Source organism: Streptomyces sp. Inha503, assembly GCF_047215865.1.
Classification (GTDB): domain Bacteria; phylum Actinomycetota; class Actinomycetes; order Streptomycetales; family Streptomycetaceae; genus Streptomyces; species Streptomyces lycopersici.
This window is the reverse complement of sequence record NZ_CP178360.1, coordinates 7,852,945-7,877,609: the sequence shown is the minus strand read 5'-3', so window position 1 is coordinate 7,877,609 and position 24,665 is coordinate 7,852,945. Positions and strand designations below refer to the sequence as shown.

The window sequence follows — 24,665 nt, the reverse complement described above, 5'->3', positions numbered from 1 at the left end:
CTCGGACTCATTGAGGGGGAAGGACGGGGGGGGTGGCGGGTTCGGTGGGCGCCTTACGGAGGCGCTGGGCCCCTTACGGAGGCGCTGGGCCCCTTACGGGCGCGATGGACGCCTTACGGGCGCGTGGGCCCCTTATGGGGCGCGGTGGACGCCTTATGGGGCGCGGTCCGGGGCGGTGCGGGTCATACGGGTATCACCGGCGGTCCGGGCGGTACGCGCGCCGGGGTCGCCGTGGGCGGAGGCCCGGCACAGGGCGCCGAACGCGTGGATCAGCAGCGCGAGCGCGGCGGCGCCGCAGGCGGCCGCGGGGACGGCGACCGCGCCCTGGGCAGCGGTCAGCCGTGCCACGGGCTCCGCGAGCGGCGCGGCGCCCGGGAGCCGGGCGGCCGCCCCCGTCGCCAGGGCCGCGGCCTGGACCGCGCAGGCCACGGCGATACCGCTGAACGCGGCCCTCCGGAAGCCGTGGACGGCGAGCAGCCGGGCGAGGAACAGCAGCGCGCAGAGCGCCACGACGGCGGCCTCGGCTGTCGTGAGGGGCGCGGCGGCGGGAGGCGATCCGGGCACCGTGAGCCGGGCCGCGGGCACCAGGGCCGCCAGTGCGCAGAGGAAGGCCGCCACCACGCCCGCGAACAGCGGACGCACCCCGGCCGCGAACTCCTCCAGACCACGGCTGACCGACAGTCTGCGGCGCGCCCTGACGGCGAACCAGCGGGCGCACCACGCGGCGGGCGCGGCGGCCAGGGCGAGCAGGACGGCGGCCTCGACCGCGGGCGCCGCCTCGTAAGGGCGGCGTCCGTCGAGGAGCCCGGAGAGCAGCCAGTCCCCGGCGGCGGCGTACCCGAGCAGCCAGCCGGTGCCGAAGGCGTGCGCCATACGGCCCCCGCGTCCGCTCCCACGGACGCGCAGGGGGCCACGGCGCAGACACAGCCACAGCGCGATGAGCGTCAGGGCGGCGCCGCCCGCGCCCAGGGCGAGGCCGACGGTGGTGTCCTTACGGATGGCATCGACGCGGAAGGCGGCGGAGGCGGTCGCCGCGCACAGGGCACCCGGCAGCAGCCACAGCGCGGCGAGCGTCATCCGTACGACTGGCGCGCGCCCCGGCGCGGGGGCGGCCGGGGGCGCGGACTCCTCGGCGCGCGGCACCCGGGCGTACAGCTCCTCGGCGAGCGAGAAGACATCGCGGTGCCGGAAGCGCGCGGCCGTGCGGTCCGTCACACCGTGGGCCTCCAGCCCGGCGGCGATCTCCAGCGGATCAACGGCGCGGGCGCACAGGTCGTGGTGGCGGTGCATCAGCGCCCGCACCGGATCGGCGGGCCCCCGCCGCCCCTTCCCTTGCCCCTGCCCCTTCCCGGCACCAGTGCCGGTGCGCGCGGACGTCTCGTCCGGCCGCCGGGAGACCGGCACCCGCGAGACCGGCACCCGGGCGGCCCCGGACAGGGCGCCGAGGCCGCGGTCGGAGGCGAGGCGGCGATCGGGGGCGAGGCCACGATCCGAGGCGAGGCCGCGATCGGAGGCGGGACCACGGTCCGAGGCGGGGCCACGGTCGCAGGTGTGACTGCGTTCCGAGGCGAAGCCGCGATCCGAGGCGAAGCCACGATCAGAGGCGGGACCGCGGTCCGAGGCAGGACCACGGTCCGAGGCGAGGCCGCGATCGGAGGCGGGACCACGGTCCGAGGCAGGACCGCGGTCCGAGGCGAGGCCACGGTCCGAGGCAGAACTGCGGTCCGGGGCGGGGCCGCGGTCGGAGGCGGGACCACGGTCCGAGGCGAGGCCACGGTCCGAGGCAGGACTGCGGTCCGGGGCGGGGCCGCGGTCGGAGGCAGGACTGCGGTCCGAGGCGAAGCCACGGTCCGAGGCAGAACTGCGGTCGGAGGCAGGACTGCGGTCCGAGGCGAAGCCACGGTCCGAGGCAGGACTGCGGTCCGAGGAAGCCGGATCGAACGGGCCGTTCCACCGGGAAGGCGTGGTCATGCGCCCTCCTCGGACGGGCGCGGGCCCACCCCCAGCGGCTCGCGTGGCGGTGGACCGGCCCAGGTGGGGGTGTGCTCCGGGGCGGGGCGGGAGGCAGCCGGACCGGGCGGCCGGTGCCCGAACCCGTCACCGTCGCGGCCCGCGGTCCAGCGTCCCGGCACATGGGCCTCGGCGGGGCGGGCGAACGGCAGCGGCCCCCCGCTCTCGCCGACCTCCTCACGCGGCACGGGACAGTGCGACATCAGCTCCAGATAGATCCCGCGGAAGGCCGCGACGTTCTGCTCGACGGTGAACAGCTCCAGCGCACGGGCGCGCGCGGCGGCGCCCAGGCGCGCACAGCGCTCGGCGTCGCTCAGCAGCGCCAGGCACGCGTCCGCGAGCGCCCGGGGATTGCGCGGGGGCACCACGAGGCCGGTGCCGCCGATGACCTCGCACACCGCGCCCACGTCCGTGGACACCGTGGCCCGTCCGCAGAACATCGCCTCGACCAGCCCGACCGGAAAGCCCTCGACCACGCTGGACAGCACCACGACGCCGCCCGCCCCATAGGCGTCGGCCAGGGTCGGCACCTCGGGGTCGCCGAGCCGCTCGAAGGAGACGGGGTTGTCACCGGCGGAGTGGGCGTCCGCCGCCTCGTCGGGGAAGAGGTGGTCGGCCAGCGCGCGGCAGTGGGCCGGATAGCCGTCCGGCTCCGGGTCCTCACCGCGCCGGGTCTCGATGATCCTCAGCCGGGCGTCCGGCTGCCACCGGCGCACCACCGCGAAGGCGTGCAGCAGGGCGATGACGTCCTTGGCGGGCTCGATCCTGCCCACCCACACCAGCGTCCGGTCGTCGCCTTCGGAGGGGGCCGCGCCCTGCTCGCCGACCTCCGCGAACCGGGCGGCGTCCATGCCCGGGTAGACAGTGCGCAGCCGCTCACGGTCGGCACCGCACCGTTCCTGCCAGCGGCGGGTGTGCGTATTGCCTGGGGTGATCAGATCCGCCCGCGCGTACGCCTCGGCGGCCAGCCGGCCGTGGAACGCGGTCAGCAGGGACCGTACGGGCCCCGAGAGCGGCCGTAGGTCTTCCAAACCGGCGGCACCGGTGGCACCGACCGCACCGACCGCACCGACCGCACCGACTCCACCGGCCGCGCCCGCCAGATAGCACTCGCGCAGCCGTACGCCGTACTCGGTGAGCAGCAGCGGGGTGCCGAAGCGGCGCTTGGCCAGCAGCCCGGGGAGCACGGCCGCGCCGCCGGTCGCGGCGTGGCACAGATCCACCCCGGCCAGCCCCGGATCGCCTCCGGCCCCGTCGCCGTACCAGTCGAGCGACAGCGGGCGCAGCGCGCGTTCCAGGGCCTCGGTGACGGTCAGCAGATCGGCGACCCGCGCCCGCTGCGCGCCGTGCGGCGCCCCGAGGGTGCGGCAGGCCCGCTCCAACGTCCTTACGGCGTCCTCGGAGCGGAGCGCGGCGGACAGTCCGCCGTACTCCACCGCCAGGTCCGCGAGGCCGTGGAGACCATAGGCGAAACGGTCCGCCTGGTCCGTGGAACACCCGGGCACACCGGAGCCATGGGGCGCATCAGAACCATGGGGTGTACCGGAGCCGTGGGGCACGCCGGAGCCATAGGGCACACCGGAGCCGTAAGGCGCGCTGATCGCCGCGGCCAACTCCCCGAAGTGCTCGGCGAACCGCCGCCGCTGCCGACGGCCGCCCCACCCGCCCCGCCGGGGCGCCGGCTCTCCCCACAGCGGCGCCGTGCACACCCGGCCGACGTGCCGCGGCAGCTCGCCCCAGCCCGCGCCCTCCTGACCGGGGTCGCGGCTGAGCGCGTACACCTCGAACTCATGCTGGGCGAGCCCACGCACCAGCCGGTCGCACCACACCCGCGCATCACCGGTCGCATACGGATAGCCACCGTCCGTAAGCATTCCCACGCGCATGAGCGCACCCCCGATCTCCCAAACGGGCCGTTCGTCTGCCGCCGTCACCGGCGGCGGCCGCCGTCAGGCAGCGGGAGCACGTTATGCGCGCAGGGCCATGGCGCGATGGACGGTTGTCCGTCGCACCACCGGAAGGGGTGAACGCACGTGACCTATCGGGAATTCAGGCGTTGGGAGGCGCTATATGGGCCGGTGCGAGGCGCTGTATGGACCGGTACGGGCCCGTCAGCCCTTGGGGAACGGCCAGGCGTTGGGGCGGCAGGTGGCGCCGTCCGTCGACAGGAACTTGGTCTGCTGCATCATCACCGGCGCGAGCGCGCCCTGCTTGGAGCAGATCTCGTGGTTGTGGCCGAGACGGTGGCCCACCTCGTGGTTGATGAGCATCTGGCGGTAGGAGTGCATCTTGTCGTCGCCGAAGGTCTTGGCGCCCTGCGCCCACCGATAGGCGTTGATCATGACGCGCTCGGTGGACGCCGAGTCGCAGGAGACGTTGTCCTCGGTGGTGTCCAGGCCGGACTTGGCGCACCACGCCGCCGTGGTCCCCGGGCTCGCGAGGGTGATCACGAAGTCCGCATGCCCGGACGAGACCCGCTCGAAGGTGCGAACGCCGCCGTGCCCCCAACTGCGGTCGTCGTTCAGCGTCTTGTGCACGGCCTCGGCGAACAGCTCGCCGTCGAGCGGCAGTCCCTTCTCCACATCGACGCGGTAGCGCAGCACCTGGCCGCGGCCGGGCGCCTTGTCGTGCCCGCCGACGGTCTGGAAGGCGCCGGATCCGCGCAGCTTGGCGTCGAGCGGAAAGAGGGCCGCCATCTTCTCGTCATAGGTGACGGGGGCGGGCGAGTTCGCCGAGCGTGCGGCGCCGCGGCCGTCGTCGGCGTGGGAGTCGCGGGCACCGCGTGAGGCGGCGTCGTCGCCGCGCTCCGAGCCGCCCCCGGCCTGCGTCTTACCGCCGCCGCCCTGCGGTCCGCCGGCGACCTGTCCGGCCACCACGACGGCCAGCACCGTGGTCACGGCCGCCGCGGCGACACCGGTGAACGTGCGCCCCTTACCGCCCTTGGTGACACCGCGCGCCCCCTTGCCCGGGGGCTCCTGCTCGTCGTCGTCCGGCCCGCTCCCGCCGTCGCCGCCCGAACCGCCGCCGATCCCCCCGGAGGGAGTGGCCGCCCGCCGCGTACCGCGCTGCGGGGGCACGCCGCCCGGCGCACCGGCCGCGAAGACATCGTCGCCGTCGCAGTCCAGGGCGTCGGGGGTGTCGAACGCCTCGATGTACTCCTTGCGCGGGCCGGGCATCAGTCCAGCCGCGCCACCCGTGCCGCCCGTGGTCGGACGCTGCGGCGGGTTCATGGTGCGCATACCGTAAGGCGGCCACTGACCGCCGGGACCGCCACGGCCACCAGGACCGCCGGGTCCACCGGGACCTCTGACCCCGCCGAGACCACCCGGGCCGCCCGGACCACCGGGGCCCCTGACCCCGCCGAGACCACCCGGACCACCCGGACCACCGGGGCCCCTGACCCCGCCCGGACCGCCGCCGCGACCGCCGACCGCGCCCCAGCCACCGCCCGCCTCGCGCTGCTCGGGATGTCCGCCCCTGGTGCGCGCCGCGGGCCCGCCGGCTCCGTAAGGCAGTCTCGGCACACCCTGCGGCGGGGTGACCCCGGGATCCGGGGCGCCGGGCCCCGGTGCGGCCCGTCGGCGCCCGGTCCCCGGTCTGCCGCCGTCGGCCGCGGGGGCCGCCGGGGCCTCACCGGGCGCGCTGTACTCGACGAACTCGGGGCCCGAGCCCTGACCCTGGCCGGAGCCCGCCGCGGCGGACCGGCGCTCCCGGCCCTCCTGGCTGCCACGTGCGCTGTGTTTACCCACGCGCCGCACCGCTCCCGTCCGCGCCGGACACCGGTACGGCCCCCCGCGCCTCCCGGCTGTCCCGGTCGTCTCGTTGATCAACGTCGTCGAGCAGCTCGCGCATCCCGCGCGCCACCGCCTCGGGATACTCCATCATCGCGACGTGCCCGGCGTCCAACAACGTCAACAGACGCGAGTCGCGGAAGGTGGCGTTGGCCCGGTCCGCCATCCTTACGGACACCAACTGGTCGCGGCCGCCGTAGACGAGCAGCGTCGGGGCGAGCACCCGCTCGGCCTGACGCCACAGGGAGTGCTGACCGCCCAGGGTGTACGAGTCGACGACACCGCGTGCCGAGCGGGTGAGCGCGTCCCAGAAGTATGGAAGGGCGAGCCGGCGTTCGAACTCCTCCACCGCGTAGGCGAAAGCCTCCCGGGTGACCAGGGACGGATCGCCGAAGGTGAGCATCATCACCTCGCGGGTGCGCCGCTCCGCGTCCCAGTCCCTGGTCAAGCGGGTGAACAGCCGCGTCACCCCGGGCACCGCGAGCAGACCGGTCGGCACCGCGGTGCGCTGCGGGCGCAGCTCGGGCAGCGCGGGCGAGACGAGCGTGAGGGTGCGCACCAGATCGGGCCGCACCGCCGCGACGCGGGTGGCGATCGCGCCGCCCATCGAATTGCCGACCAGGTGAACCGGTCCGCGCGCCTGCGCGTCGAGGTAACGGATCACGGCGCGGGCATGGGCGGTTATCGAGTAGTTGCCGTCGTCCGGCGGCGGGGAGTCACCGAAGCCGGGGAGGTCGAGCGCCTCGCCGTCCACCCGGTCGGCGAGCAGTTCCATGAGCGCGGACCAGTTCTGCGAGGAGCCGCCGAGGCCGTGGACGAAGAGCGCGGGCGGCAGCCCGGAGACGGACGGCGGACGGCAGCGCACGGTCATCGTGAGCCCCGGAAGGGCGGCGGTTCGCAGCTTCTCCCCCGCTCCCACCCGCACGGACCTCGCGGGCGGCACCGCCGCGACGATGCGGGCTTCCGGCGGCTCGGTCGAAGACATGCGGCAATGTTACGAGACGATCACGCGCGCGATCGTGTGTTCACGCTCACAGACCACGTAGCGTCTGAAAGTGACCTCTCCTAGGCTCGTAAGGCACAGGGGCGATCGCCTTGCCACTGGCTCACCGGCCGTTGGCCGCCACTGGGCAGCCTTCGGTGGAAAGCCGCCGTAAGTGGGAACCCGTCACTGGCGCCCACCACGGGCGGACCACCGGCGCGAAGCCACCACAGGGAAGCCGCCACAGGAACAGGGAAGGGCAGCCGCCGCAGGGACAGGGAAGGGGAGTACATGTCCATCGACCCAACCGACCCCGACACCTTCGAGGACTCCGTGGAGAACGCCGACGAGACCGCCGCGCGCGACGTCGAGGCCCCCGAGGCGGACGCCGTCGAACAGCACCGCGAGGTGATCTCCCGCCGCGACGATCGCCCCAGGACGGACGAGTCCATGGAAGCCAACGAGGCCGACCGGGCGGAACAGGCACGGATCGTCGAGGAGAACGAGGAGGACTACCGGTGACCAGCGTCATTTATGGGCTTTTCATAGAGTCCGGTACATGAAATTCTCCGCACGAACAGCGCGCCGCACTGTTACCCAAAAGTACGATGGCGGGCGCGATGGACATCGTGCACAGGGATCATTCATTGGGAGGCGGCGTGACAGCCATCGAGCAGACCGAGGCGCGCCCACGGGGTACGCGCCTGCCGCGCCGAGCCCGACGTAATCAGCTGCTGGGGGCGGCTCAGGAGGTCTTTGTCGCGCAGGGCTACCACGCGGCCGCGATGGACGACATCGCCGAGCGCGCCGGGGTCAGCAAGCCGGTGCTGTACCAGCACTTCCCGGGCAAGCTGGAGCTGTACCTGGCCCTGCTCGACCAGCACTGCGACGCCCTGCTCCAGGCGGTGCGCACCGCGCTCGCCTCGACCACCGAGAACAAGCAGCGGGTCGCGGCGACCATGGAGGCGTACTTCGCCTACGTCGAGGAGGAAGGCGGCGCCTTCCGGCTCGTCTTCGAGTCCGATCTGACCAACGAGCCCGCGGTGCGCGAGCGCGTGGACCGCGTCTCGCTACAGTGCGCCGAGGCGATCTGCGAGGTCATCGCCGAGGACACCGGGCTGTCCCGGGACGAGTCGATGCTGCTGGCCGTGGGCCTCGGCGGGGTGTCCCAGGTGGTCGCGCGCTACTGGCTCTCCAGCGAGAGCGCCGTGCCGCGGGACACCGCTGTGCAGTTGCTCACCTCGCTGGCCTGGCGGGGTATCGCGGGCTTCCCGCTGCACGGGGCCGAGGGCGGCCACTGAGCGGACCGGACCGCCGAGCGGACTCGCTAAGCGCGGCGGGGCGGGCGGATGCGGATGTCGCGGCGGGGCGGATGGCGCCCCGGGAGATGGACACGGCGGCGATGGGCGCGGCCGCTCAGCGGCCGGGGACCGTTCCCGGCCGCGAAGCGGCGTGTTCGCTGCGGTGGGCGTGTTCGCTGCGGGCGTGCGCCCGCGGCCCCCGGCGGGTGTTCCGGCCCGGCTAGTGTGTGCTGGGTACGGCGCGGATGGCCGCGCTACCCCAGTTGACCGTCGGAGGGACAAGGCCGTGGAGGTCAAGATCGGCGTGCAGCACGCGCCCCGCGAGATCACCTTGGAGAGCGGGCAGTCTGCCGAGGAGGTCGAGCGCCTGGTGGCCGAGGCGCTCGGCGGCAAGGCTCAGGTGCTGACCCTGGAGGACGCCCACGGCCGCAAGGTTCTGGTCCCGTCCGACCGGCTCGCCTACGTCGAGCTCGGCGAGCCGACCGCTCGCAAGGTCGGTTTCGGCGCGGCCTGAGGATTCACCCACAGCGGCGGGGTCCGGTGGAACAAGACCACCGGACCCCGCCGCTGTTTGCGCTCGCACGCACCCCCGGCCCAACACGCGCCACAGACCGCCCCCATGGACAGGGTTGCCCGCGGTCGGGCACGGGTAGGACGGGCGTGACCGACTCGTGATCACGTATCGGTCCCGGTCCGCTCGCGGGAAGGACGCGCCAATGCTGTTCTGGGAAGCGCTCGCCTCGGTACTGATCGGTCTCGTCATCGCATACGGGGCGCTCCACCGGCTCCCCCGAAGGCTGCCAGCACGGCCCCTCGTCCTGTCCACCGGCCCCGCCGCCGCGCTTCTGGGCGCTCTGCTGACCCATACGGTGCTGGGCTCGGGGCACACGACGGCCGTGCTGATCGTCGCGCTCGGCTTCGCGGCGGCGCTGCTGTCGCTGCTCATCCGCCCGGCCAGGGCGCGCCGTAGGCGTTCGGTCCCGGCGTAAGGCCATGGGCCCGTAGCGGCAGGGCCGTAAGCCCAGGCGCCGTTCGAACCTAGGCGGAGAGTCCCAGGGCGGCCATCCGCTTGGTGTGGGCCTCGGTGATCCGGGAGAACATCCGTCCCACCTCCGCCAGGTCGAAGCCGTCGGCCAGCCCGCCGACCAGCATCGTGGAGAGCGCGTCGCGGTCCGCGACCACCCGCTGGGCCTGCGACAGCGCCTCGCCCATCAGCCGCCGCGCCCACAGCGCCAGCCGCCCGCCGACCCGCGGATCGGCCTCGATCGCGGCCCGTACCTTCTCGACCGCGAACGAGGCGTGGCCGGTGTCGTCGAGCACCTGGAGCACCAGATCGCGGGTGTCGGAATCCAGCCGGGCCGCGACCTCGCGGTAGAAGTCACTGGCGATCGAGTCGCCCACGTACGCCTTGACCAGGCCCTCCAGCCAGTCGGACGGCGCGGTCTGACGGTGGAACCCGTCCAGCGCCGCCGCGAACGGCTCCATCGCCTCCGTCGGCTCCTCGCCGATCGCCGAGAGCCGCCCCCGAAGCCGCTCGAAGTGGTGGAACTCGGCGGACGCCATCTTCGCCAGCTCCGCCTTCTCCTCGAGGGTGGGCGCCAGCTTCGCGTCCTCCGCCAGCCGCTCGAAGGCGGCCAGCTCGCCGTACGCGAGGGCGCCGAGCAGATCCACGACGGCGGCCCGGTACTGCGGATCGGCGGCCGCCGTGTCCCAGTCCTGGGCGGCGATCCCGGTGGGCTCGGGGGCCTTCTCCCCGCCGCCCTTCCCCGGAGCTGCGTCGTCCCCGGTGGTCGCGGCGGGCGTCTCAGGCGTGTCAGGCGTCTCCATGGAGCGCACAATAGCCCGCTCCGTGCCCCGGGGAAGGCCCTGGTCAGCCATGCCCACGGAGGCCCCGCATCGGACAGCCCGGTCACAGATGCGCGCTTACGGGGTACAGTGATAAATGCGCTCGTCGAGTATCGGCGGGTTGTTCCACGAATGCGGATGCCCGGTCGGTGGCCCGATCGGCTCCAAACCCGACCGCCCTCCGCGCGGCGCGCACCACCTGTGCGCACGGCAGGAGGGACCCGCTCGCGGCGTGTGCGCTCGAGCGAAGGCCGTGGTCCCGCGCCGAATCGGCCATCCCCAAGGCCGGTGCAACCGGGCGCCGTGCGACCCCCTTCGCCGCCTCCCGCCGCGCTCACAGAAGAGGCAAGCATCCTGACCACCTTCCGAGAACTCGGGATCCTCCCCGAGACTGCCGAGGCCCTGGAAGCCGTCGGCATCACGTCCCCGTTCCCCATCCAGGAGATGACGCTTCCGGTCGCCCTCTCCGGCTCCGACGTCATCGGCCAGGCCAAGACCGGCACCGGCAAGACGCTGGGCTTCGGCCTCCCCCTGCTGGAGCGCGTCGTCGTCCCCGCTGACGTCGAGGCCGGCCGGGCCAAGCCCGAGCAGCTGACCGACACCCCGCAGGCGCTCGTGGTCGTCCCAACCCGCGAGCTGTGCCAGCAGGTGACCAACGACCTGCTGACCGCCGGTAAGGTCCGCGACGTCCGCGTCCTGTCGATCTACGGCGGCCGCGCCTACGAACCGCAGGTCGAGGCCCTGAAGAAGGGCGTCGACGTGGTCGTCGGCACCCCGGGCCGGCTGCTGGACCTGGCGGGCCAGAAGAAGCTGCGGCTCTCCGCCGTCAAGGCGCTCGTCCTGGACGAGGCCGACGAAATGCTCGACCTGGGCTTCCTGCCCGACGTCGAGAAGATCATCCAGCTGCTGCCCGCCAGACGCCAGACGATGCTCTTCTCGGCCACCATGCCGGGCCAGGTCATCTCGCTGGCCCGGCGCTACATGTCGCAGCCCACGCACATCCGTGCCACCGCGCCGGATGACGAGGGCCAGACCGTCGCCAACACCACCCAGCACGTCTTCCGCGCCCACTCCATGGACAAGCCGGAGGTCGTGGCGCGTGTGCTCCAGGCCGATGGCCGCGGCCTCGCGATGATCTTCTGCCGTACGAAGCGCACCGCCGCCGACATCGCCGATCAGCTCTCGCGCCGTGGCTTCGCCTCCGGCGCGGTCCACGGCGACCTCGGCCAGGGGGCGCGCGAGCAGGCCCTGCGCGCCTTCCGCAACGGCAAGGTCGACGTGCTGGTGTGCACCGACGTCGCCGCGCGCGGTATCGACGTCGAGGGCGTCACGCATGTGATCAACTACCAGTCGCCCGAGGACGAGAAGACCTATCTGCACCGCATCGGCCGTACGGGTCGCGCGGGCGCCTCGGGCATCGCGATCACGCTCGTCGACTGGGACGACATCCCGCGCTGGCAGCTGATCAACAAGGCGCTGGACCTGCCGTTCAACGACCCGGAGGAGACGTACTCCACCTCCGACCACCTCTACGAGCTGCTGAGCATCCCCCAGGGCACCACCGGTGTGCTCCCGCGTGCCGAGCGCACCCGGGCCGGGCTCGCCGCCGAGGAGGTCGAGGACCTGGGCGAGACCGGGGGCCGTGGCGGCCGCGGCCGCCGGGCCGCCGCCCCTGCCGCGGAGGAGCGCCCCGCGCGCAACCGCCGGCCCCGGCGCCGCACCCGTGGCGGTGTGAGCCTGGACGGCGCGGGCGCCCCGGAGGGCGCGGTGGCGGCCGAAGCCGCCGCCGACACCGCCGAGGGCGCCACCGAGCCCCGTCGGCCCCGCCGACGCCGCCGTACGCGCGGCGGCACGGCGACGGCCGGTTCCGAGGCGGCCACGGCCGCCGTCGACACGGCGGAGGCGGCCGAGCCGGAGGCGGAGCCCGCCGAGGCCACCGCCACCGCCGCCAAGCCGCGCCGCCGCCGCACGCGGGGCGCGAGGGCCGCCGAGGCGGCCACAGCGGCTGTCGAGACGGCTGAGGGCGCCGAGGGCGCCACGGAGGAGTCCGCGCACGCCGCCGAGGCGGCGGAAGCCGCAGTGACGGCTGTGACGACGGCGGAGGCTCCGGAGGCCGTGGAGGCGCCCGCCAAGCCGCGCCGCCGGACCCGCGCCAAGGCCGCGGAGGCCGTCGAGACGGCCGAGGGCACGACGGAGGAGACCAAGCCCCGACGCCGCACCCGTAAGGCCACCGAGACCGCCCAGACCGTCGCGGAAGCGGCCGAGGGCACGACGGAACCGGTGAACGCCGCCGAGACCGCCGAGGCCCCCGCCAAGCCGCGCCGCCGCACCCGTAAGGCCACCGAAGCGGCCGAAGCCGCCGTCGAGACGGCCGAGGGCGCGACGGAGGAGACCAAGCCCCGGCGTCGCACCCGTAAGGCCACCGAGACGGCCCAGGCCGCCGTGGAGACGGCCGAAGGGACGACGGACGCGGTGGACGCCGCCGAGACCGCCGAGGCCCCCGCCAAGCCGCGCCGCCGCACCCGTAAGGCCACCGAAGCGGCCGAAGCCGCCGTCGAGACGGCCGAAGGTGCGACGGAGGAGGCCAAGCCCCGGCGCCGCACTCGCGCCGCCGCCAAGGCCGACACCGTCGACGCGCAGCCGGAGGCGGAGGCCGCCGAGGCTCCCGCCAAGCCGCGGCGCACCCGCGCCAAGGCGACGAAGGCCGCGGAGGCCGCTGTCGCGACCGCCGAAGGCACCACCGAGGCCGCCGACGCCGACGAGGCCGCCAAGCCACGGCGCCGCACGCGCGCCAAGGCCGCCACGGCGGCACCGGCGGCGGACGAGGCCGAGGCCGCGCCCGCCAAGCCGCGGCGCCGTACGCGCGCCAAGACGGCCGAGGCCGTCGAGGCCACGGTCGAGGGCTGACCCAGCACAACGCCACACCATGGCGCTACGGCACGGCAACACGTCCAGGGGCCCGTCCCGCGACACCGCGGTACGGGCCCCTGGGCGTTCATGTGCCGTTTCCCACGGGCTGTATAGCCTCGTCCCATGAGCAGGCCGCCCTTTCTCACACTGCCCGCGAGCGCCCGTGCGTACCGCCTCCGGACCGCGCGCGGCGAGTTCGCCGTCCATGACGCGCGGCCCGCTTCGGCGGCGCGCGGGACCGTTCTGCTGGTCCCGGGGTTCACCGGGAGCAAGGAGGACTTCATCGCGCTGCTGGAGCCGCTCGCCGCGGCCGGTTTCCGGGCCGTCGCCGTCGACGGCCGAGGGCAGCACGAGAGCCCCGGCCCCCGTAAGGAGGCCGCGTACGCCCAGGACGAGCTGGCGCAGGATCTGCTCGCACAGGTCACCGCCCTGAGCGCGGCGACCGAGGACCCCGTCCATGTGCTCGGGCATTCGCTCGGCGGGCTGATCGCGCGGACCGCCGCACTGCGCGATCCGGGGGCGTTCGCCTCGCTGACGATCATGAGTTCCGGCCCGGCGGCCATCTCCGCCCCGCAGCGCGCCCGGATCAAGCTGCTGATCGACGCGCTGACCGTGATGGACATGGAGTCCGTATGGCAGGCGATGCGCGAGCTGGATCCGCCCGAGGCTGCCGATGAGTCGACACCGCCCGGGGTCGCGGATTTCCTGCATCAGCGCTGGCTGGGCACCGTCCCGGAGCAGCTGATCGTCACCGGGCGGCAGCTGTCCGACGAGCCGGACCGGGTCGATGAGCTGGCGGCGCTGCGGCTGCGCGTCCATGTGCTGTCGGGCGAGGCGGACTACGCCTGGCCGGTGCCGCTGATGGACGAGATGGCCGATCGGCTGGCCGCCCGCCGGACCGTAATTGAGGGGGCCGGGCACTCCCCCAACGCCGAACGGGCCCATCCCACCGCCGACGCCCTGATCTCCTTCTGGCGCGACGTGGGCTGACCACTGAGACGTGGGCTGAGCGCTGAGCCCTCGGCTGAGCGGCGCTAAGACGTCGGCTGGGCCCGAAGCCCGCCCCGGAGCCCGCCCGAAGCCCACCCGGAGCCCCGACAGCCTCAGTACTGCGCTTGCAGATGCTCCCAGAAGCCGTCCCGCAGGGCCCGCCGCAGATCGGCGTGGGCGCGCAGCGAGAGCCGCAGCAGCCCCTCCGCGTCGATCAGCAGCTCCTGGTCCACGGAGCCGGGCAGATACGGATGGCCCGGCAGCAGCTCGGCGAGGGTCTCACGGCCGCGTGAGGACAGCCACTGGGCGGCGATCTGCGCCCCGATGAACCGCACCTCGTCCCGGGTCGGGGCGGGCCCGCACAGGGGCGCGTCGCCGTTCGGCTCGTAGCCGGTGGCGCGCCGGGTGACGTACGGCTTGCAGAAGTCGAGGTCGAAGGTGCGCTGGCTGTCGACCTCCCACAGCAGCGGCTCGGCCTGGTTGCGCCCGTCGAGGGCCTCGATGCCCCAGAGGTGGACGCGTGCGCCATAGCCCTGGGCCGCCTCGACGGCGGAGACCAGGTCCTCGTCGCCGCCGATCAGCACGGCGTCGCCGATGGCGCGGTGGCGGGCGAGGGATTCCAGGTCGGAGCGGATGAGCGAGTCGACGCCCTTCTGCTGGTTGTTGGCGTTGAGGTTGCCGAGCCGGACCTTGACGTCGGGCAGCTCCGCGATGCCCTGCTGCTCCGGGGTGTGGATCCGGCGCCGGGCGCCGTCGAACCAGTAGACGCGCAGCAGCCTGCTGTCCGGGAAGATCGTGCGTGCCTTGTCGATGAACGCCTCGATGAGCCCCTCGGCGTCCAGCTCGAACGCCCGGCGGTCCTCCGTGCCCGCGACCAGCCGCCCGGCGGCCGCATAGACATACCCCGCGTCCACGAAGATCGCGTGTGTCGAGGGCGTGGTCGCGACCTCGGCGAGTACGCGCTGGAGCAGCTCGTTCGTGCGCTCGATGCCCGCGACGATCGAGGCGAGGTCTTGTGGGCCCGGAGGCATGGTCTCACTCATACGCGGTTCATTCTCCGGGCGGCTCCGTGAGGGACACAACCGGACCCCGCCCCCGCTACCAGCGGATACTTAGGCTGCGAAAAAATTTTATTAGCGTAGGGAATGTTTTCGGGGGACCCTCTGGTTGAACACGTACAGGAGCGCGCGGCACCGACGCCGCGCGACTCCGTACACATCAGTTCTCCTTCAGGAGGATCAGACGAAGGGAGAAGCCTTGCGCTTCGAGATCATGCGCCTTGACGACATCGATGGCAGCGCCATCGAGAGCACTGTCGTAGACGCCGCCTCCGTCAACCGGATCGTGCAGCAGGCCGCCGCAATCGGCCAGCGCATCTACATCCGTCCAGCCGACACCGCCGCCCGGTAGTGCCGTAAGGCCCTCCCAGCAGCACAGAGCGTCGAGCGCCCCCGTACAGACGGTACGGGGGCGCTCGCGCGTGTCAGGCGGTGTGGGCCACCTGGATGACGCCGTTGATGATCTGCTGGACCGCGATGGCGGAGAGCATCATGCCGGACAGCCGGGTGACCAGTACCACTCCCCCCTCCTTGATCACGCGGATGATCAGCAGCGAGTAGCGCATGGTGACCCAGAGCACGCCATGCATAGCCGCGATCGCGGTCCACACCGCAATCTGATCGCCGATCCCACGGGCGTGCTGGACGGCGAGGATCACCGAGACGATCGCGCCCGGCCCGGCCAGCAGCGGCATGCCGAGCGGGACGAGCGCGACATTGACGTCCTTGGTCTGGGTCGGCTCGTCGTTCTTACCGGTGAGCAGATCGAGCGCGATCAGCAGGAGCAGCAGGCCGCCCGCGATCATCAGCGCGGGGACCGAGACGTGCAGATAGTCGAGGATCTGCTGACCCCCGATGCCGAAGACGGCGATGACGCCGAAGGCGACGGCCGCCGCCTGGCCCGCCATCCGGCGCTGCACCTTGACCGGGCGGCCCGAGGTCAGCGCCAGGAAGATGGGCGTGATGCCCGGCGGGTCCATGATCACGAACAGGGTGAGGAAGAGGGAGCCGAAGACGGCGACGTCGAACACGGTGAATGGCCTTGCGAGGACGAGCAGCGGTGCGGTGCTGATGCGGTAAGGGGGACGAAGGGAAGACGGAGTGGAGAGCGAAGCGGGGGCTCAGCCGCCCGCGCCCGGCACCGGGAAGGCCCCGGTCGCCCGGCGGACGATCTCCCCGTAGATCTCGGGGTCGGTCGTGTACTCGCCGAGCCGACAGGTCTTACGGCTGCCGTGGTAGTCGCTGGAGCCGGTGGTGAGCACGCCGAGCTCGGCGGCGAGACCGCGCAGCCGGGCGCGGGTGTCCTCGGCGTGGTCCATATGGTCGACCTCGATACCGTCGAGACCCGCCGCCGCCAGCTCGCCGATCGCGCTCTCCGGGACGCACTGGCCACGCTTGACGGCCAGCGGATGCGCGAAGACCGCGACCCCGCCGGCACCCTTGATCAACCGGATCGCCTCGAACGGGTCCAGCTCGTGCTTCTCCACATGCGCCCGGCCGCCGTCGGCCAGCCAATCCTGGGTGAAGGCGTCCGAGACGCTCTCCACGACGCCCAGCTCGACCAGCGCGGTGGCGATGTGCGGCCGTCCGACGGCCCCGTCCCCGGCGATCTCCGCCACCCGCTCCCAGGTGATCGGCACGTCCAGCTCGCGCAGCTTCGCGACCATCGCCCGGGCCCGGGGCACCCGGTCGTCGCGCACCAGCTCGCGCTCGCGCGCCAGCTCGGGCTCGGCCGGGTCGAAGAGGTACGCCAGCATGTGCAGGCTGACCCCGTTGAGACGGCAGGACAGCTCGGCCCCGGTGACCAGCGTCAGTCCGGAGGGCAGCGCCTTCGTCGCCTCCTCATAGCCGCCGACGGTGTCGTGATCGGTGAGCGCGACGACGTCCAGACCCTGGGCGGCGGCGTTCCGTACCAGCTCGGCGGGGGTGTCCGTACCGTCCGACGCAGTGGAGTGGGTGTGCAGATCGATGCGCACGGCACGGGCTCCAAGCTGCGTTCGGGGTGGACCGAGGGGACGCCCCAGCATAACCACGCCAGCGGCTGCCCACGTCGGCGGCCCTGACCTGTGCATGACCCACCAGCCGACGGCGAAGACCGGCGGTGAGAGGGCTCAGGGCGAGAGCAGCCTCGGGGAGAGCGCCCCGCAGGGCACCAGGTCGACCTCGGCCCCCGCGTCCCGCAGATCGGTGAGCACCATCTCGTCGTACATCAGCAGCCCGGTCTGCTCGGGCCAGACGACCGCCCACAGCCACAGCCCGCACGCCTCGCCCGCGAAGACCGCGCGGTCGTCCGGGGTGCCCTCGACATGCCACAGCGGGGTGGGCCGCCCGGCGGCCAGCACCTTGACGTGCGGCGGCTTGTCCACCCGCATCCCCGGCCCCGGATCGGGGCCCGGGAGGCCCGCGAAACGCGCGCCGAGGCCGACGCCCAGCTCCTCGGCGATCAGCAGCAGCTCACCCGGGCCGCCCAGCGGTCCGGGTCCTGAGCAGGCCACGGCGGTGGCGCGGCCGCCGCTGCGGTCGTCCCCGGCGCAGGCCACACCGGTGAACAGCCAGCCCACGGGCAGCGGCCACGGCATCCATACGGGCACCCGGGCGCGGTTGGTGACGACCACGAGTGCTTCGACGCTCGGCGGGACGACCGGCTGGAGGGGGTGCACCGTGCCGTGCACACCGCACTGCCAGGAGTCGGCGAAGAGACCGGGCGCTCGCACCCGGCCACCGCACTTCGGGCAACTGGGTTCGCCCCTCATAGGGCCCCACGGTCCTCCCCGGTCGTCGCCGCGTCAAGGACGATCACCCGTCCGGAGGCCACTTCCCGCACCAGTTCCCGTCCGGCCCCGCCGCGGTCATCGTCCAGCACCACTCCCGGGGCATCGCGGGGCTTCCGTACGGGTCTCAGCAAGGGTCTCAGCACGGGTCTCAGCCCGACAGCGGCACCCCGGTCCGCACCGGGTCGCGCAGATCCGTGCCGTGCCGCAGCCAGCGGTCCTGGAGGGCGCCGGCGCCGTGCACCCGCTTCCACGCCGCCTCGTTCGCGGTCATCGGCAGCATCGGCAGGAAGCGCACCGGCTCCAGGGGCTCCAGCAGCTCCAAGTCCTCGACCAGCCCGCCCGGTTCTGCCACCAGGACGGAGCTGAAGGGCGCCCCGGGCCACAGCGGCCCGCCGAGGTCCAGCGACGCGCCTGGGGTCACCACGACCCCCTCGACCTGGGGCGAGGCGGCCAGCACGGCGAGCGGGCGGAGCACCTCGTCGAGGACGGAGAGGTCGGGACCGGAACCGCCCGTCCTCACGGTCAGCACCAGCTCGGCGCGCGGCCCGCGCAGCGGATCGGCGACGGCGGCGGTCGGACTGGTCATCGGGTGGTCCGACATGCCGAGCGTGGCGTAGCGGATCACATCGCTCTCATCGCGGAATCGCAGCACCTCAATGCGGTCCGTACCGACGAAGGTGACGGCGGCGCGGGCGTCCGGCTCGCCCAGCGCGGTGATCAACCGGGCCTCGACCAGCTGAAGAACGTCTGACATGCGGTGAGCATAGATCGCGTATCGAACAGGCAAAGCGGCGACGTAACGGTTCAGCCGACTGATAGCCTTAATCCCTGCCCAGGGAGTTACAGATCGTCCCTCATGGGGGACCGGCCGGAGGAGGTGGGGCTGCGGTGGATCCTAGTCGACCGTGCAGTACCGACAGTTCTCCCGTCGTTTCCCCTCGGTATGCGACTTCATGATCTGAGCCTTCCGTACCCCGCCGCTCGACGGTGAAACACGCGAAGCCCACTCGCATCCAGGGCATCTGACGGTAGAGCGCCTTCGTACCGCTTTGTTCAGTTCCGAAGAACCTTCCGTCAGCGCCATCGCACGGAGCGCCACCCGCTTTGCGGACGTACGGGCACCGGATGTCGTACGTCCACCTTCCGGGCGCTGCGCTGCGCCGCGCGCCCGCCGCTGACGGCCGGCCTGTGAAGGAGCCCGTCATGTCGATGATCCGTGACCTGCGCGCAGCCGTTCGGCCCGCCCTGCGCCGTTCCCGTACCGCCAGCGACTACGACGCGACGCGTGACCCGTCGGTCACCAGCGCCGTGGTCGACTGCGGGGTCTACCGCGACGGCAAGCGGGTCAGCGAACACGTCAGCCCCGCGAAGGCCATGGAACGGGTCCGCGAGGAGGGCGGGTTCGCCTGGATCGGGCTGCACGAGCCGACCGAGCGCGAGTTCGCCGGGATCGCCCAGGAGTTCGGGCTGCACCCGCTCGCGGTCGAGGACGCGGTGCAGGCCCATCAGCGGCCCAAGCTGGAGCGGTACGACGACACCCTCTTCACCGTCTTCAAGACCATCCACTACGTGGAGCACGCCGAACTCACCTCGACCAGCGAGGTCGTGGAGACCGGTGAGGTGATGTGCTTCACCGGCCGGAACTTCATCGTGACCGTCCGGCACGGCGGTCAGGGCTCGCTGCGCGCCCTGCGCCACCGGCTCCAGCAGGACCCGGAACTGCTCGCCAAGGGCCCCTCGGCGGTGCTGCACGCCATCGCCGACCAGGTGGTCGACGGCTATCTCGCGGTCGCCGACGCCGTCCAGGACGACATCGACGAGGTCGAGATCGACGTCTTCTCCGCCGCGACCTCCCGGCGGGGCGGCGACGCCGGCCGGATCTACCAGCTCAAGCGCGAGGTCCTCGAGTTCAAGCGGGCCGTCTCACCGCTGCTGCGGCCGATGCAACTGCTGAGCGAGCGTCCGATGCGGCTGGTGGACCCGGACATCCAGAAGTACTTCCGGGATGTCGCGGACCATCTGGCGCGGGTCAACGAGCAGGTGCTGGCCTTCGACGACCTGCTGAACTCGATCCTCCAGGCCAATCTGGCGCAGGCCACGGTCGCGCAGAACGAGGACATGCGGAAGATCACGTCCTGGGCGGCGATCTTCGCCGTGCCGACGATGATCGCGGGGATCTACGGCATGAACTTCGACTACATGCCGGAGCTGCGCTGGAAGTTCGGCTACCCGACCGTGCTCGTGGTCACGGTGGGCATCTGCTTCGCGATCCACCGCGGCTTCAAGCGCAACGGCTGGCTGTAGGGCCGGGCGGCGGGCCCTCACCAGGTGGGTTGGGCCCTCGCTCATCAGCTCAGCCGGACCCTCGCTCCTCAGCCGGGTGCGTTCGACGCGCCCTTCCCGTCCGCCATGATGACCAGCGCGAGCCCGCCGAGGATCACCGCGAGTGCCGGGTAGGCGGCGACGGGCGGCATCTGGCCCAGCCACAGGGCCGCGATCAGGGCCGCCCCCGGCGTCTCCAGCAGGATCGCGGTCGAGGTGACGGACGGGCCGAGGCCCTTGACCACCCGGTTGATGAGGGTGTGCCCCAGCAGCTGCGCGGTGACCGTCAGCGCGGCCAGCCGCAGCCAGGTGGTGCCGCTGTAGCCGCCCAGCTCCGCGCCCGCCACCAGGCACGTCAGCAGCAGGAGCACGCTGGTGGTGGTGTAGCAGACGTAGGCGTACGCGGTGGTGCTCACCGAGCGGCGCACCTCCGCCCCGAGCAGCACGTACCCGGCCGCCGCGACTCCGCCCAGCAGCGCGAGCCCGTCGCCCAGCAGGGCGCGCGGCGAGGCGGACAGGTCGACCCCGGTGAGGATCACCACACCGAGGATCGCCAGGCCCGTACCCAGCCAGGCGAGCGTGGGCGGGCGGTGGCCGCGCAGCCGCAGCAGCAGCGCCGTCCAGATGGGGGTCGTGGTCACCAGCGCGGTCGAGGAGGCCACGGAGGTCATGTGCAGGCTCGGCAGCCAGGCCCCGAAGTGCACCGCGAGCAGCGCCCCCGCCCCGATCGAAAGCAGCGCCGTCCGGCGGCCCATCCCGCGCAGCTCGCCCCGGTGGCGCCACAGGGCGAGCGGGGTGAGCGCGCCGACCGCCATGGCGTTGCGCCAGAAGGCGATGGCGAGCGCGGGCGCCACCGTCGCGGCGGCCAGCGGCGCGGAGAGCGAGACCCCGGCGATGGCGACCGTAAGGAGCGCTACATCCACGGGACCGCTGTGGAAGCGGCCGCCGTCACCGGGTGCGGTGGGCGTGGCGGCGGGGGCTGAGGCGCGGGCGGCACGGGCGGTGGGCACGCGGCCAGGGTAAGGCGCGTGGCCGTGCGACGGAACTGACATTTCACGGGCTGGTACGGATGCGTAGCTGGCCTAGGCTGTCGGCATGACGCAGACGCCGATGGACCGTGCCCTTGTCGAGGAGGCGGCCAAGAAGTCCGCCCTCATCTGGGTCCAGGGCACCGAGGGTGCCCCGCGCGCCCTGTGGCACATCTGGCACGAGAGCGCGGTCTGCCTGGTCGGGGACGGCCCCGACGAACAGCCCCTCACGGACCTCGGGCTGGCCGACGGAGGCAGCGCGACCGTGACCGTGCGCAGCAAGGACAAGGGCGGCCGCCTGGTGAGCTGGTCCGCCCGGGTGGTCGAGCTGACCCCGGGCGGCGAGGCGTGGACCGCGACGGTCGACGAGCTCAAGGGCAAGCGGCTGAACGCGGCGGACGCCGACCACATCGCGGAGCGCTGGGCCCGTGAATGCCGGGTGCTGCGGCTGGAGCCCGCGTCCGGGGCGCTCGCCGAGCACCCCACCGGCTCCCTGGCGGCGGCCCCGCTGCCGTCCCCCGCGATCACCCGCCGCCCGATCCCGGCGGCGCTCCCCAAGCTCCTGGCCCGCCGCAAGAAGCGGACCCGTGACACCCGTAGGGACGCGTCCTAGCGAGCTGACGCCCGTAAGGACTGCCCTACGGAGTGTCCGGCGGACCACGGGCGGGGCCGCAATCGTTGCTGCCCCCGCCCCTTCCCGCGGTACCGGTATGCGGCTCCGCCGCGTGGCAGGGGCTCCGCCCCTGGACCCGGGGTCTGGGGCGGGGCCCAGATGAGGGAAGGGGCGGGGAGGGGAACAGCCCGCCGCAGCGTCACGATCCGTCGGGCACCCGCCAGCCGACTGGCGCCGGTAAGGACGCGCCCTTGGAGCCCTACAGGCGCGCACGCGCCTAAGGCGTCTCCGGGATCCGCTGCCCGTAGTCGAGCACATGGCCCTTCTCCGGGGCGGTCAGCTTGAAGCCCTCGTTCCAGTCCGCGAGCCGGATCACCCCCGCGCCGCCCGCCCGCCGCAACCGCAGCGGATATGGCCTTCCCTCCAGGGAGACGTCGAGTGAGCCGCCCTCACCGGCCTTACCGGCGCTGATGGTGATCGTCCGCACGCCGTCCACCCGCCCGTGGTCACCCGCGGTGATCTTGCCGTGCAGTCCGAGCAACCCGTCGAGCAGCAGCTTCATATCGGTGAAACCGCTGAGCCGCTCGTAGGAGGGGTCGCCGGAGGGGACCTTCACATACTTGTTGTCCAGCTTGCCTGCCGCGTTGTCCGCGTCGCCGCCACCGCTCTCGCCGTCGTGCGACCAGAAGCCCGCGTCGGCCTTGAGGTAGAGCTCCTTGCCGACGCGCAGCAGCTCGAAGCTGGAGCCCTTGCTGGACACCTGGCCCGTGCCGCCGTCGGCGTTGAGCCGCATGTTCAGCTTGTAGGTGGCTCCGCTGGTGACGAGGTTGCCGGAGAGCCGCACCGATTTCGCGCCGCCGGCCGCCTGACGGGCCTTGCTCTCGATCTTCGTGGCGGGGAGCTTTCCCACACCGTTCGTCCCCGCGTCGGGGTCCTTCTCCCCGCCGCCGCCACACGCGGCGAGCGTGGCGGCCAACCCCGCGCACATCGCCGTAACGACAGCCCTGTTCCGGGTGCGCACGTCCGCTCTGCCTCCTGATGCCGGTGCAGTAGGGCAGCGTACCGGTGCCGCCCCGTGGTGTCCGCAGAGTGCCGCGATGCCCTCGCCCGGCGGCAGGGCAGGTGCGGGCACGTTAGCCTGAACCCGGTGAAGAGCGGATCATTGCCTTGAATGACCACGAAACCTGACAAGGAAGCCTCAGGTACGAGGGGAGGCAGGGCATGCCGGCAGGCACCCCCCGGGTCTTCGTCTCGCATCTCGCGGGCGTCGCCGTCTTCGACCCGAACGGCGACCAGGTGGGGCGGGTGCGCGATGTCGTGGCGATGCTGCGGCTGGCCGGCCGCCCGCCGCGGGTGCTCGGCCTGGTGGTCGAGGTGGTCGGCCGCCGCCGGATCTTCCTGCCCATGACCCGGGTGACCGGCGTGGAGTCCGGCCAGGTCATCACCACCGGTGTGCTCAACATGCGCCGCTTCGAACAGCGCCCCACCGAGACCCTGGTCCTCGGCGAACTGCTCGACCGCACCGTGCGGCTGGTCGAGACCGATGAGCCGGTGACGGTCCTGGACGTGGCGATGAGCCAGCTGCCCGCACGCCGGGACTGGGAGGTCGACAAGGTCTTCGTCCGCCGCGGCAGGACCCGCGCGCTGCGCCGCCGCGGCGAGGCGCTGACCGTGGACTGGTCGTCGGTCACCGGCTTCTCGCTGGAGGAGCAGGGGCAGGGCGCGGAGAACCTGCTGGCCACCTTCGAGCAGCTGCGCCCCGCCGACCTGGCCAATGTGCTGCACCATCTGTCCGCCAAGCGCCGGGGCGAGGTGGCGGCCGCCCTGGACGACGAACGGCTCGCGGACGTCCTGGAGGAGCTGCCCGACGACGACCAGGTGGAGATCCTCGGCAAGCTCAAGGAGGAGCGCGCCGCCGACGTCCTGGAGGCCATGGACCCCGATGACGCGGCCGATCTGCTCTCCGAGCTCCCCGAGCCCGACAAGGAGCGGCTGCTGGACCTGATGCGCCCCCGGGACGCGGCTGACATGCGACGGCTGATGTCGTACGAGGAGGGGTCGGCGGGCGGTCTGATGACCACCGAGCCGATCGTGCTGCGCCCGGACGCCACCGTCGCGGACGCGCTCGCCCGGGTGCGCGACCAGGACCTGACCCCCGCGCTCGCCGCCCAGGTCTATGTCTGCCGCCCGCCCGACCAGACGCCCACCGGGCGCTACCTGGGCATCATCCACTTCCAACGGCTGCTGCGCGACCCGCCGTTCACCCTCGTCGGCGCGGCCGTCGACTCCGATCTGCCGACACTGCCGCCGGACACCCCGCTACACGTCATCGCCGGCCATCTGGCCACGTACAACCTGCTCGCGGCGCCCGTCGTGGACGAGACCGGCTCGCTGCTCGGCGCGGTGACGGTCGACGACGTCCTGGACCATCTGCTGCCGTCCGACTGGCGGGAGCGCGAGCTGCACGCCGGGATGGCCCTGCCGGAGGCCGCCGATGGACGGTGACGGCGGCCGTCTGGACCGGCCCAAGGCGCGGCGCCGCAGCCCGCTGCCGCGCTGGGACCCCGAGGCGTTCGGCAAGGCGTCGGAGCGGATCGCGCGCTTCCTGGGCACCGGGCGGTTCATCGCCTGGATGACGGCCTTCGTCGCCTTATGGCTGCTCTGGAACATCCTGGCGCCGCCGCGGCTGCGGTTCGACCCGTTCCCGTTCATCTTCCTGACGCTGATGCTCTCGCTCCAGGCGTCGTACTCCGCCCCGCTGATCCTGCTGGCCCAGTACCGGCAGGCCGACCGCGACCGGGTCAATCTCGAACAGGACCGCAAGCAGAACGAACGGTCCATCGCCGACACCGAGTTCCTCACCCGGGAGATCGCGGCGCTGCGGACGGGGCTGGGCGAGGTGGCCACCCGCGACTGGCTCCGTGACCAGCTGGCGGACCTGCGCCAGGGGCCGGACGGCGGCCGGAGCGCCCCGCGGCCGGGCGGCCATGGCGAACCCCGGCCGAGTGAGGAACGCGACCGCTGACGGCCGTCCGCGCCCC

The 24,665-nt window shown here is 73.0% G+C and carries 22 protein-coding genes and 1 pseudogene; 11 read left to right on the top strand and 12 right to left on the bottom strand.

Going from position 1 to position 24,665, the window contains the following annotated elements; all coding sequences use genetic code 11:
* Nucleotides 1-153: 153 nt before the first annotated feature.
* From ACJX2R_RS33480 to ACJX2R_RS33465, 4 genes are all read right to left on the bottom strand, one after another.
* On the bottom strand, nucleotides 154-1,971 hold the full coding sequence (locus tag ACJX2R_RS33480) for a hypothetical protein (protein ID WP_413103165.1): 1,818 nt from the start codon (nucleotides 1,969-1,971) through the stop codon (nucleotides 154-156).
* Nucleotides 1,968-3,896, bottom strand: a complete 1,929-nt coding sequence (locus ACJX2R_RS33475) for a DUF3492 domain-containing protein (RefSeq protein ID WP_413103164.1) — start codon at nucleotides 3,894-3,896, stop codon at nucleotides 1,968-1,970. Before ACJX2R_RS33475 ends, ACJX2R_RS33480 begins: the two co-directional genes overlap by 4 nt.
* Nucleotides 3,897-4,121: 225 nt before the next feature.
* The gene (locus ACJX2R_RS33470) at nucleotides 4,122-5,768 is read right to left on the bottom strand and encodes a DUF3152 domain-containing protein (RefSeq protein ID WP_413103163.1); all 1,647 of its coding nucleotides are present in this window, start codon (nucleotides 5,766-5,768) and stop codon (nucleotides 4,122-4,124) included.
* Nucleotides 5,752-6,786, bottom strand: coding sequence for an alpha/beta fold hydrolase (locus ACJX2R_RS33465; protein WP_413103162.1), 1,035 nt, complete (start codon nucleotides 6,784-6,786; stop codon nucleotides 5,752-5,754). Before ACJX2R_RS33465 ends, ACJX2R_RS33470 begins: the two co-directional genes overlap by 17 nt.
* A 288-nt stretch (nucleotides 6,787-7,074) precedes the next feature.
* On the opposite strand from ACJX2R_RS33465, the gene ACJX2R_RS33460 reads away from it, so the two are divergent.
* The 4 genes from ACJX2R_RS33460 (at nucleotide 7,075) to ACJX2R_RS33445 (ending at nucleotide 9,073) form a co-directional block, all read left to right on the top strand.
* Nucleotides 7,075-7,305: a hypothetical protein gene (locus ACJX2R_RS33460; protein ID WP_262701797.1), complete on the top strand. Its 231-nt coding sequence runs from the start codon at nucleotides 7,075-7,077 to the stop codon at nucleotides 7,303-7,305.
* Between the two features lie 137 nt (nucleotides 7,306-7,442).
* Nucleotides 7,443-8,084, top strand: a complete 642-nt coding sequence (locus tag ACJX2R_RS33455; protein WP_037952404.1) for a TetR/AcrR family transcriptional regulator — start codon at nucleotides 7,443-7,445, stop codon at nucleotides 8,082-8,084.
* A gap of 286 nt (nucleotides 8,085-8,370) precedes the next feature.
* Nucleotides 8,371-8,598 (top strand): DUF3107 domain-containing protein, encoded by a 228-nt coding sequence (locus ACJX2R_RS33450; RefSeq protein ID WP_262701798.1) that lies wholly within the window; start codon nucleotides 8,371-8,373, stop codon nucleotides 8,596-8,598.
* 202 nt (nucleotides 8,599-8,800) lie between these two features.
* The gene (locus ACJX2R_RS33445; RefSeq protein WP_413103161.1) at nucleotides 8,801-9,073 is read left to right on the top strand and encodes a hypothetical protein; all 273 of its coding nucleotides are present in this window, start codon (nucleotides 8,801-8,803) and stop codon (nucleotides 9,071-9,073) included.
* Between the two features lie 49 nt (nucleotides 9,074-9,122).
* On the opposite strand, the gene ACJX2R_RS33440 is transcribed toward ACJX2R_RS33445, so the two are convergent.
* Nucleotides 9,123-9,911 carry a ferritin-like fold-containing protein gene (locus tag ACJX2R_RS33440; protein ID WP_413103160.1) on the bottom strand — a complete coding sequence of 263 codons (789 nt, stop codon included), beginning with the start codon at nucleotides 9,909-9,911 and terminating at the stop codon, nucleotides 9,123-9,125.
* Nucleotides 9,912-10,204: 293 nt separating this feature from the next.
* On the opposite strand from ACJX2R_RS33440, the pseudogene ACJX2R_RS33435 reads away from it, so the two are divergent.
* Together ACJX2R_RS33435 and ACJX2R_RS33430 are read left to right on the top strand one after the other, a co-directional pair.
* Nucleotides 10,205-12,836, top strand: a pseudogene (locus tag ACJX2R_RS33435) (DEAD/DEAH box helicase).
* 126 nt (nucleotides 12,837-12,962) lie between these two features.
* A complete protein-coding gene (locus ACJX2R_RS33430; protein ID WP_413103159.1) occupies nucleotides 12,963-13,829 on the top strand; it encodes an alpha/beta fold hydrolase in 867 nt (288 codons plus the stop codon).
* 113 nt (nucleotides 13,830-13,942) lie between these two features.
* Here ACJX2R_RS33430 and ACJX2R_RS33425 read toward each other — a convergent pair whose 3' ends face one another.
* Complete coding sequence (locus ACJX2R_RS33425) at nucleotides 13,943-14,872, bottom strand: NYN domain-containing protein (protein ID WP_413103158.1); 930 nt, start codon at nucleotides 14,870-14,872, stop codon at nucleotides 13,943-13,945.
* A 214-nt stretch (nucleotides 14,873-15,086) separates the two neighbouring features.
* Between ACJX2R_RS33425 and ACJX2R_RS33420 the strand changes: the two genes are divergently transcribed.
* A complete protein-coding gene (locus ACJX2R_RS33420; RefSeq protein WP_020868604.1) occupies nucleotides 15,087-15,239 on the top strand; it encodes a hypothetical protein in 153 nt (50 codons plus the stop codon).
* A 73-nt stretch (nucleotides 15,240-15,312) separates the two neighbouring features.
* Here the strand turns inward: ACJX2R_RS33420 and ACJX2R_RS33415 are convergent, their stop codons facing one another.
* The 4 genes from ACJX2R_RS33415 to ACJX2R_RS33400 form a co-directional block, all read right to left on the bottom strand.
* On the bottom strand, nucleotides 15,313-15,918 hold the full coding sequence (locus ACJX2R_RS33415; RefSeq protein ID WP_413103157.1) for a MarC family protein: 606 nt from the start codon (nucleotides 15,916-15,918) through the stop codon (nucleotides 15,313-15,315).
* 90 nt (nucleotides 15,919-16,008) lie between these two features.
* The gene (locus ACJX2R_RS33410; protein WP_413103156.1) at nucleotides 16,009-16,863 is read right to left on the bottom strand and encodes a PHP domain-containing protein; all 855 of its coding nucleotides are present in this window, start codon (nucleotides 16,861-16,863) and stop codon (nucleotides 16,009-16,011) included.
* 135 nt (nucleotides 16,864-16,998) lie between these two features.
* Nucleotides 16,999-17,640, bottom strand: coding sequence for a DUF6758 family protein (locus ACJX2R_RS33405; protein ID WP_121824791.1), 642 nt, complete (start codon nucleotides 17,638-17,640; stop codon nucleotides 16,999-17,001).
* Between the two features lie 169 nt (nucleotides 17,641-17,809).
* Nucleotides 17,810-18,415, bottom strand: coding sequence for a suppressor of fused domain protein (locus tag ACJX2R_RS33400; protein ID WP_413103155.1), 606 nt, complete (start codon nucleotides 18,413-18,415; stop codon nucleotides 17,810-17,812).
* Nucleotides 18,416-18,864: 449 nt separating this feature from the next.
* Between ACJX2R_RS33400 and ACJX2R_RS33395 the strand changes: the two genes are divergently transcribed.
* Nucleotides 18,865-19,965 (top strand): magnesium and cobalt transport protein CorA, encoded by a 1,101-nt coding sequence (locus ACJX2R_RS33395; RefSeq protein WP_020868609.1) that lies wholly within the window; start codon nucleotides 18,865-18,867, stop codon nucleotides 19,963-19,965.
* Nucleotides 19,966-20,033: 68 nt separating this feature from the next.
* Here the strand turns inward: ACJX2R_RS33395 and ACJX2R_RS33390 are convergent, their stop codons facing one another.
* Nucleotides 20,034-21,035 carry a DMT family transporter gene (locus ACJX2R_RS33390; RefSeq protein WP_413103154.1) on the bottom strand — a complete coding sequence of 334 codons (1,002 nt, stop codon included), beginning with the start codon at nucleotides 21,033-21,035 and terminating at the stop codon, nucleotides 20,034-20,036.
* 43 nt (nucleotides 21,036-21,078) lie between these two features.
* Here ACJX2R_RS33390 and ACJX2R_RS33385 point away from each other — a divergent pair, with 43 nt between their 5' ends.
* Entirely contained in the window at nucleotides 21,079-21,624 is a 546-nt protein-coding gene (locus ACJX2R_RS33385; protein WP_413103153.1) for a hypothetical protein, read from the top strand.
* A gap of 277 nt (nucleotides 21,625-21,901) precedes the next feature.
* On the opposite strand, the gene ACJX2R_RS33380 is transcribed toward ACJX2R_RS33385, so the two are convergent.
* Nucleotides 21,902-22,645: a hypothetical protein gene (locus ACJX2R_RS33380; protein ID WP_413103152.1), complete on the bottom strand. Its 744-nt coding sequence runs from the start codon at nucleotides 22,643-22,645 to the stop codon at nucleotides 21,902-21,904.
* Between the two features lie 200 nt (nucleotides 22,646-22,845).
* On the opposite strand from ACJX2R_RS33380, the gene ACJX2R_RS33375 reads away from it, so the two are divergent.
* Together ACJX2R_RS33375 and ACJX2R_RS33370 are read left to right on the top strand one after the other, a co-directional pair.
* Nucleotides 22,846-24,129 (top strand): magnesium transporter MgtE N-terminal domain-containing protein, encoded by a 1,284-nt coding sequence (locus ACJX2R_RS33375; RefSeq protein ID WP_413103151.1) that lies wholly within the window; start codon nucleotides 22,846-22,848, stop codon nucleotides 24,127-24,129.
* Nucleotides 24,119-24,649, top strand: a complete 531-nt coding sequence (locus ACJX2R_RS33370; RefSeq protein WP_262703599.1) for a DUF1003 domain-containing protein — start codon at nucleotides 24,119-24,121, stop codon at nucleotides 24,647-24,649. The genes ACJX2R_RS33375 and ACJX2R_RS33370 overlap by 11 nt, the downstream gene beginning before the upstream one ends.
* Nucleotides 24,650-24,665: the final 16 nt, after the last annotated feature.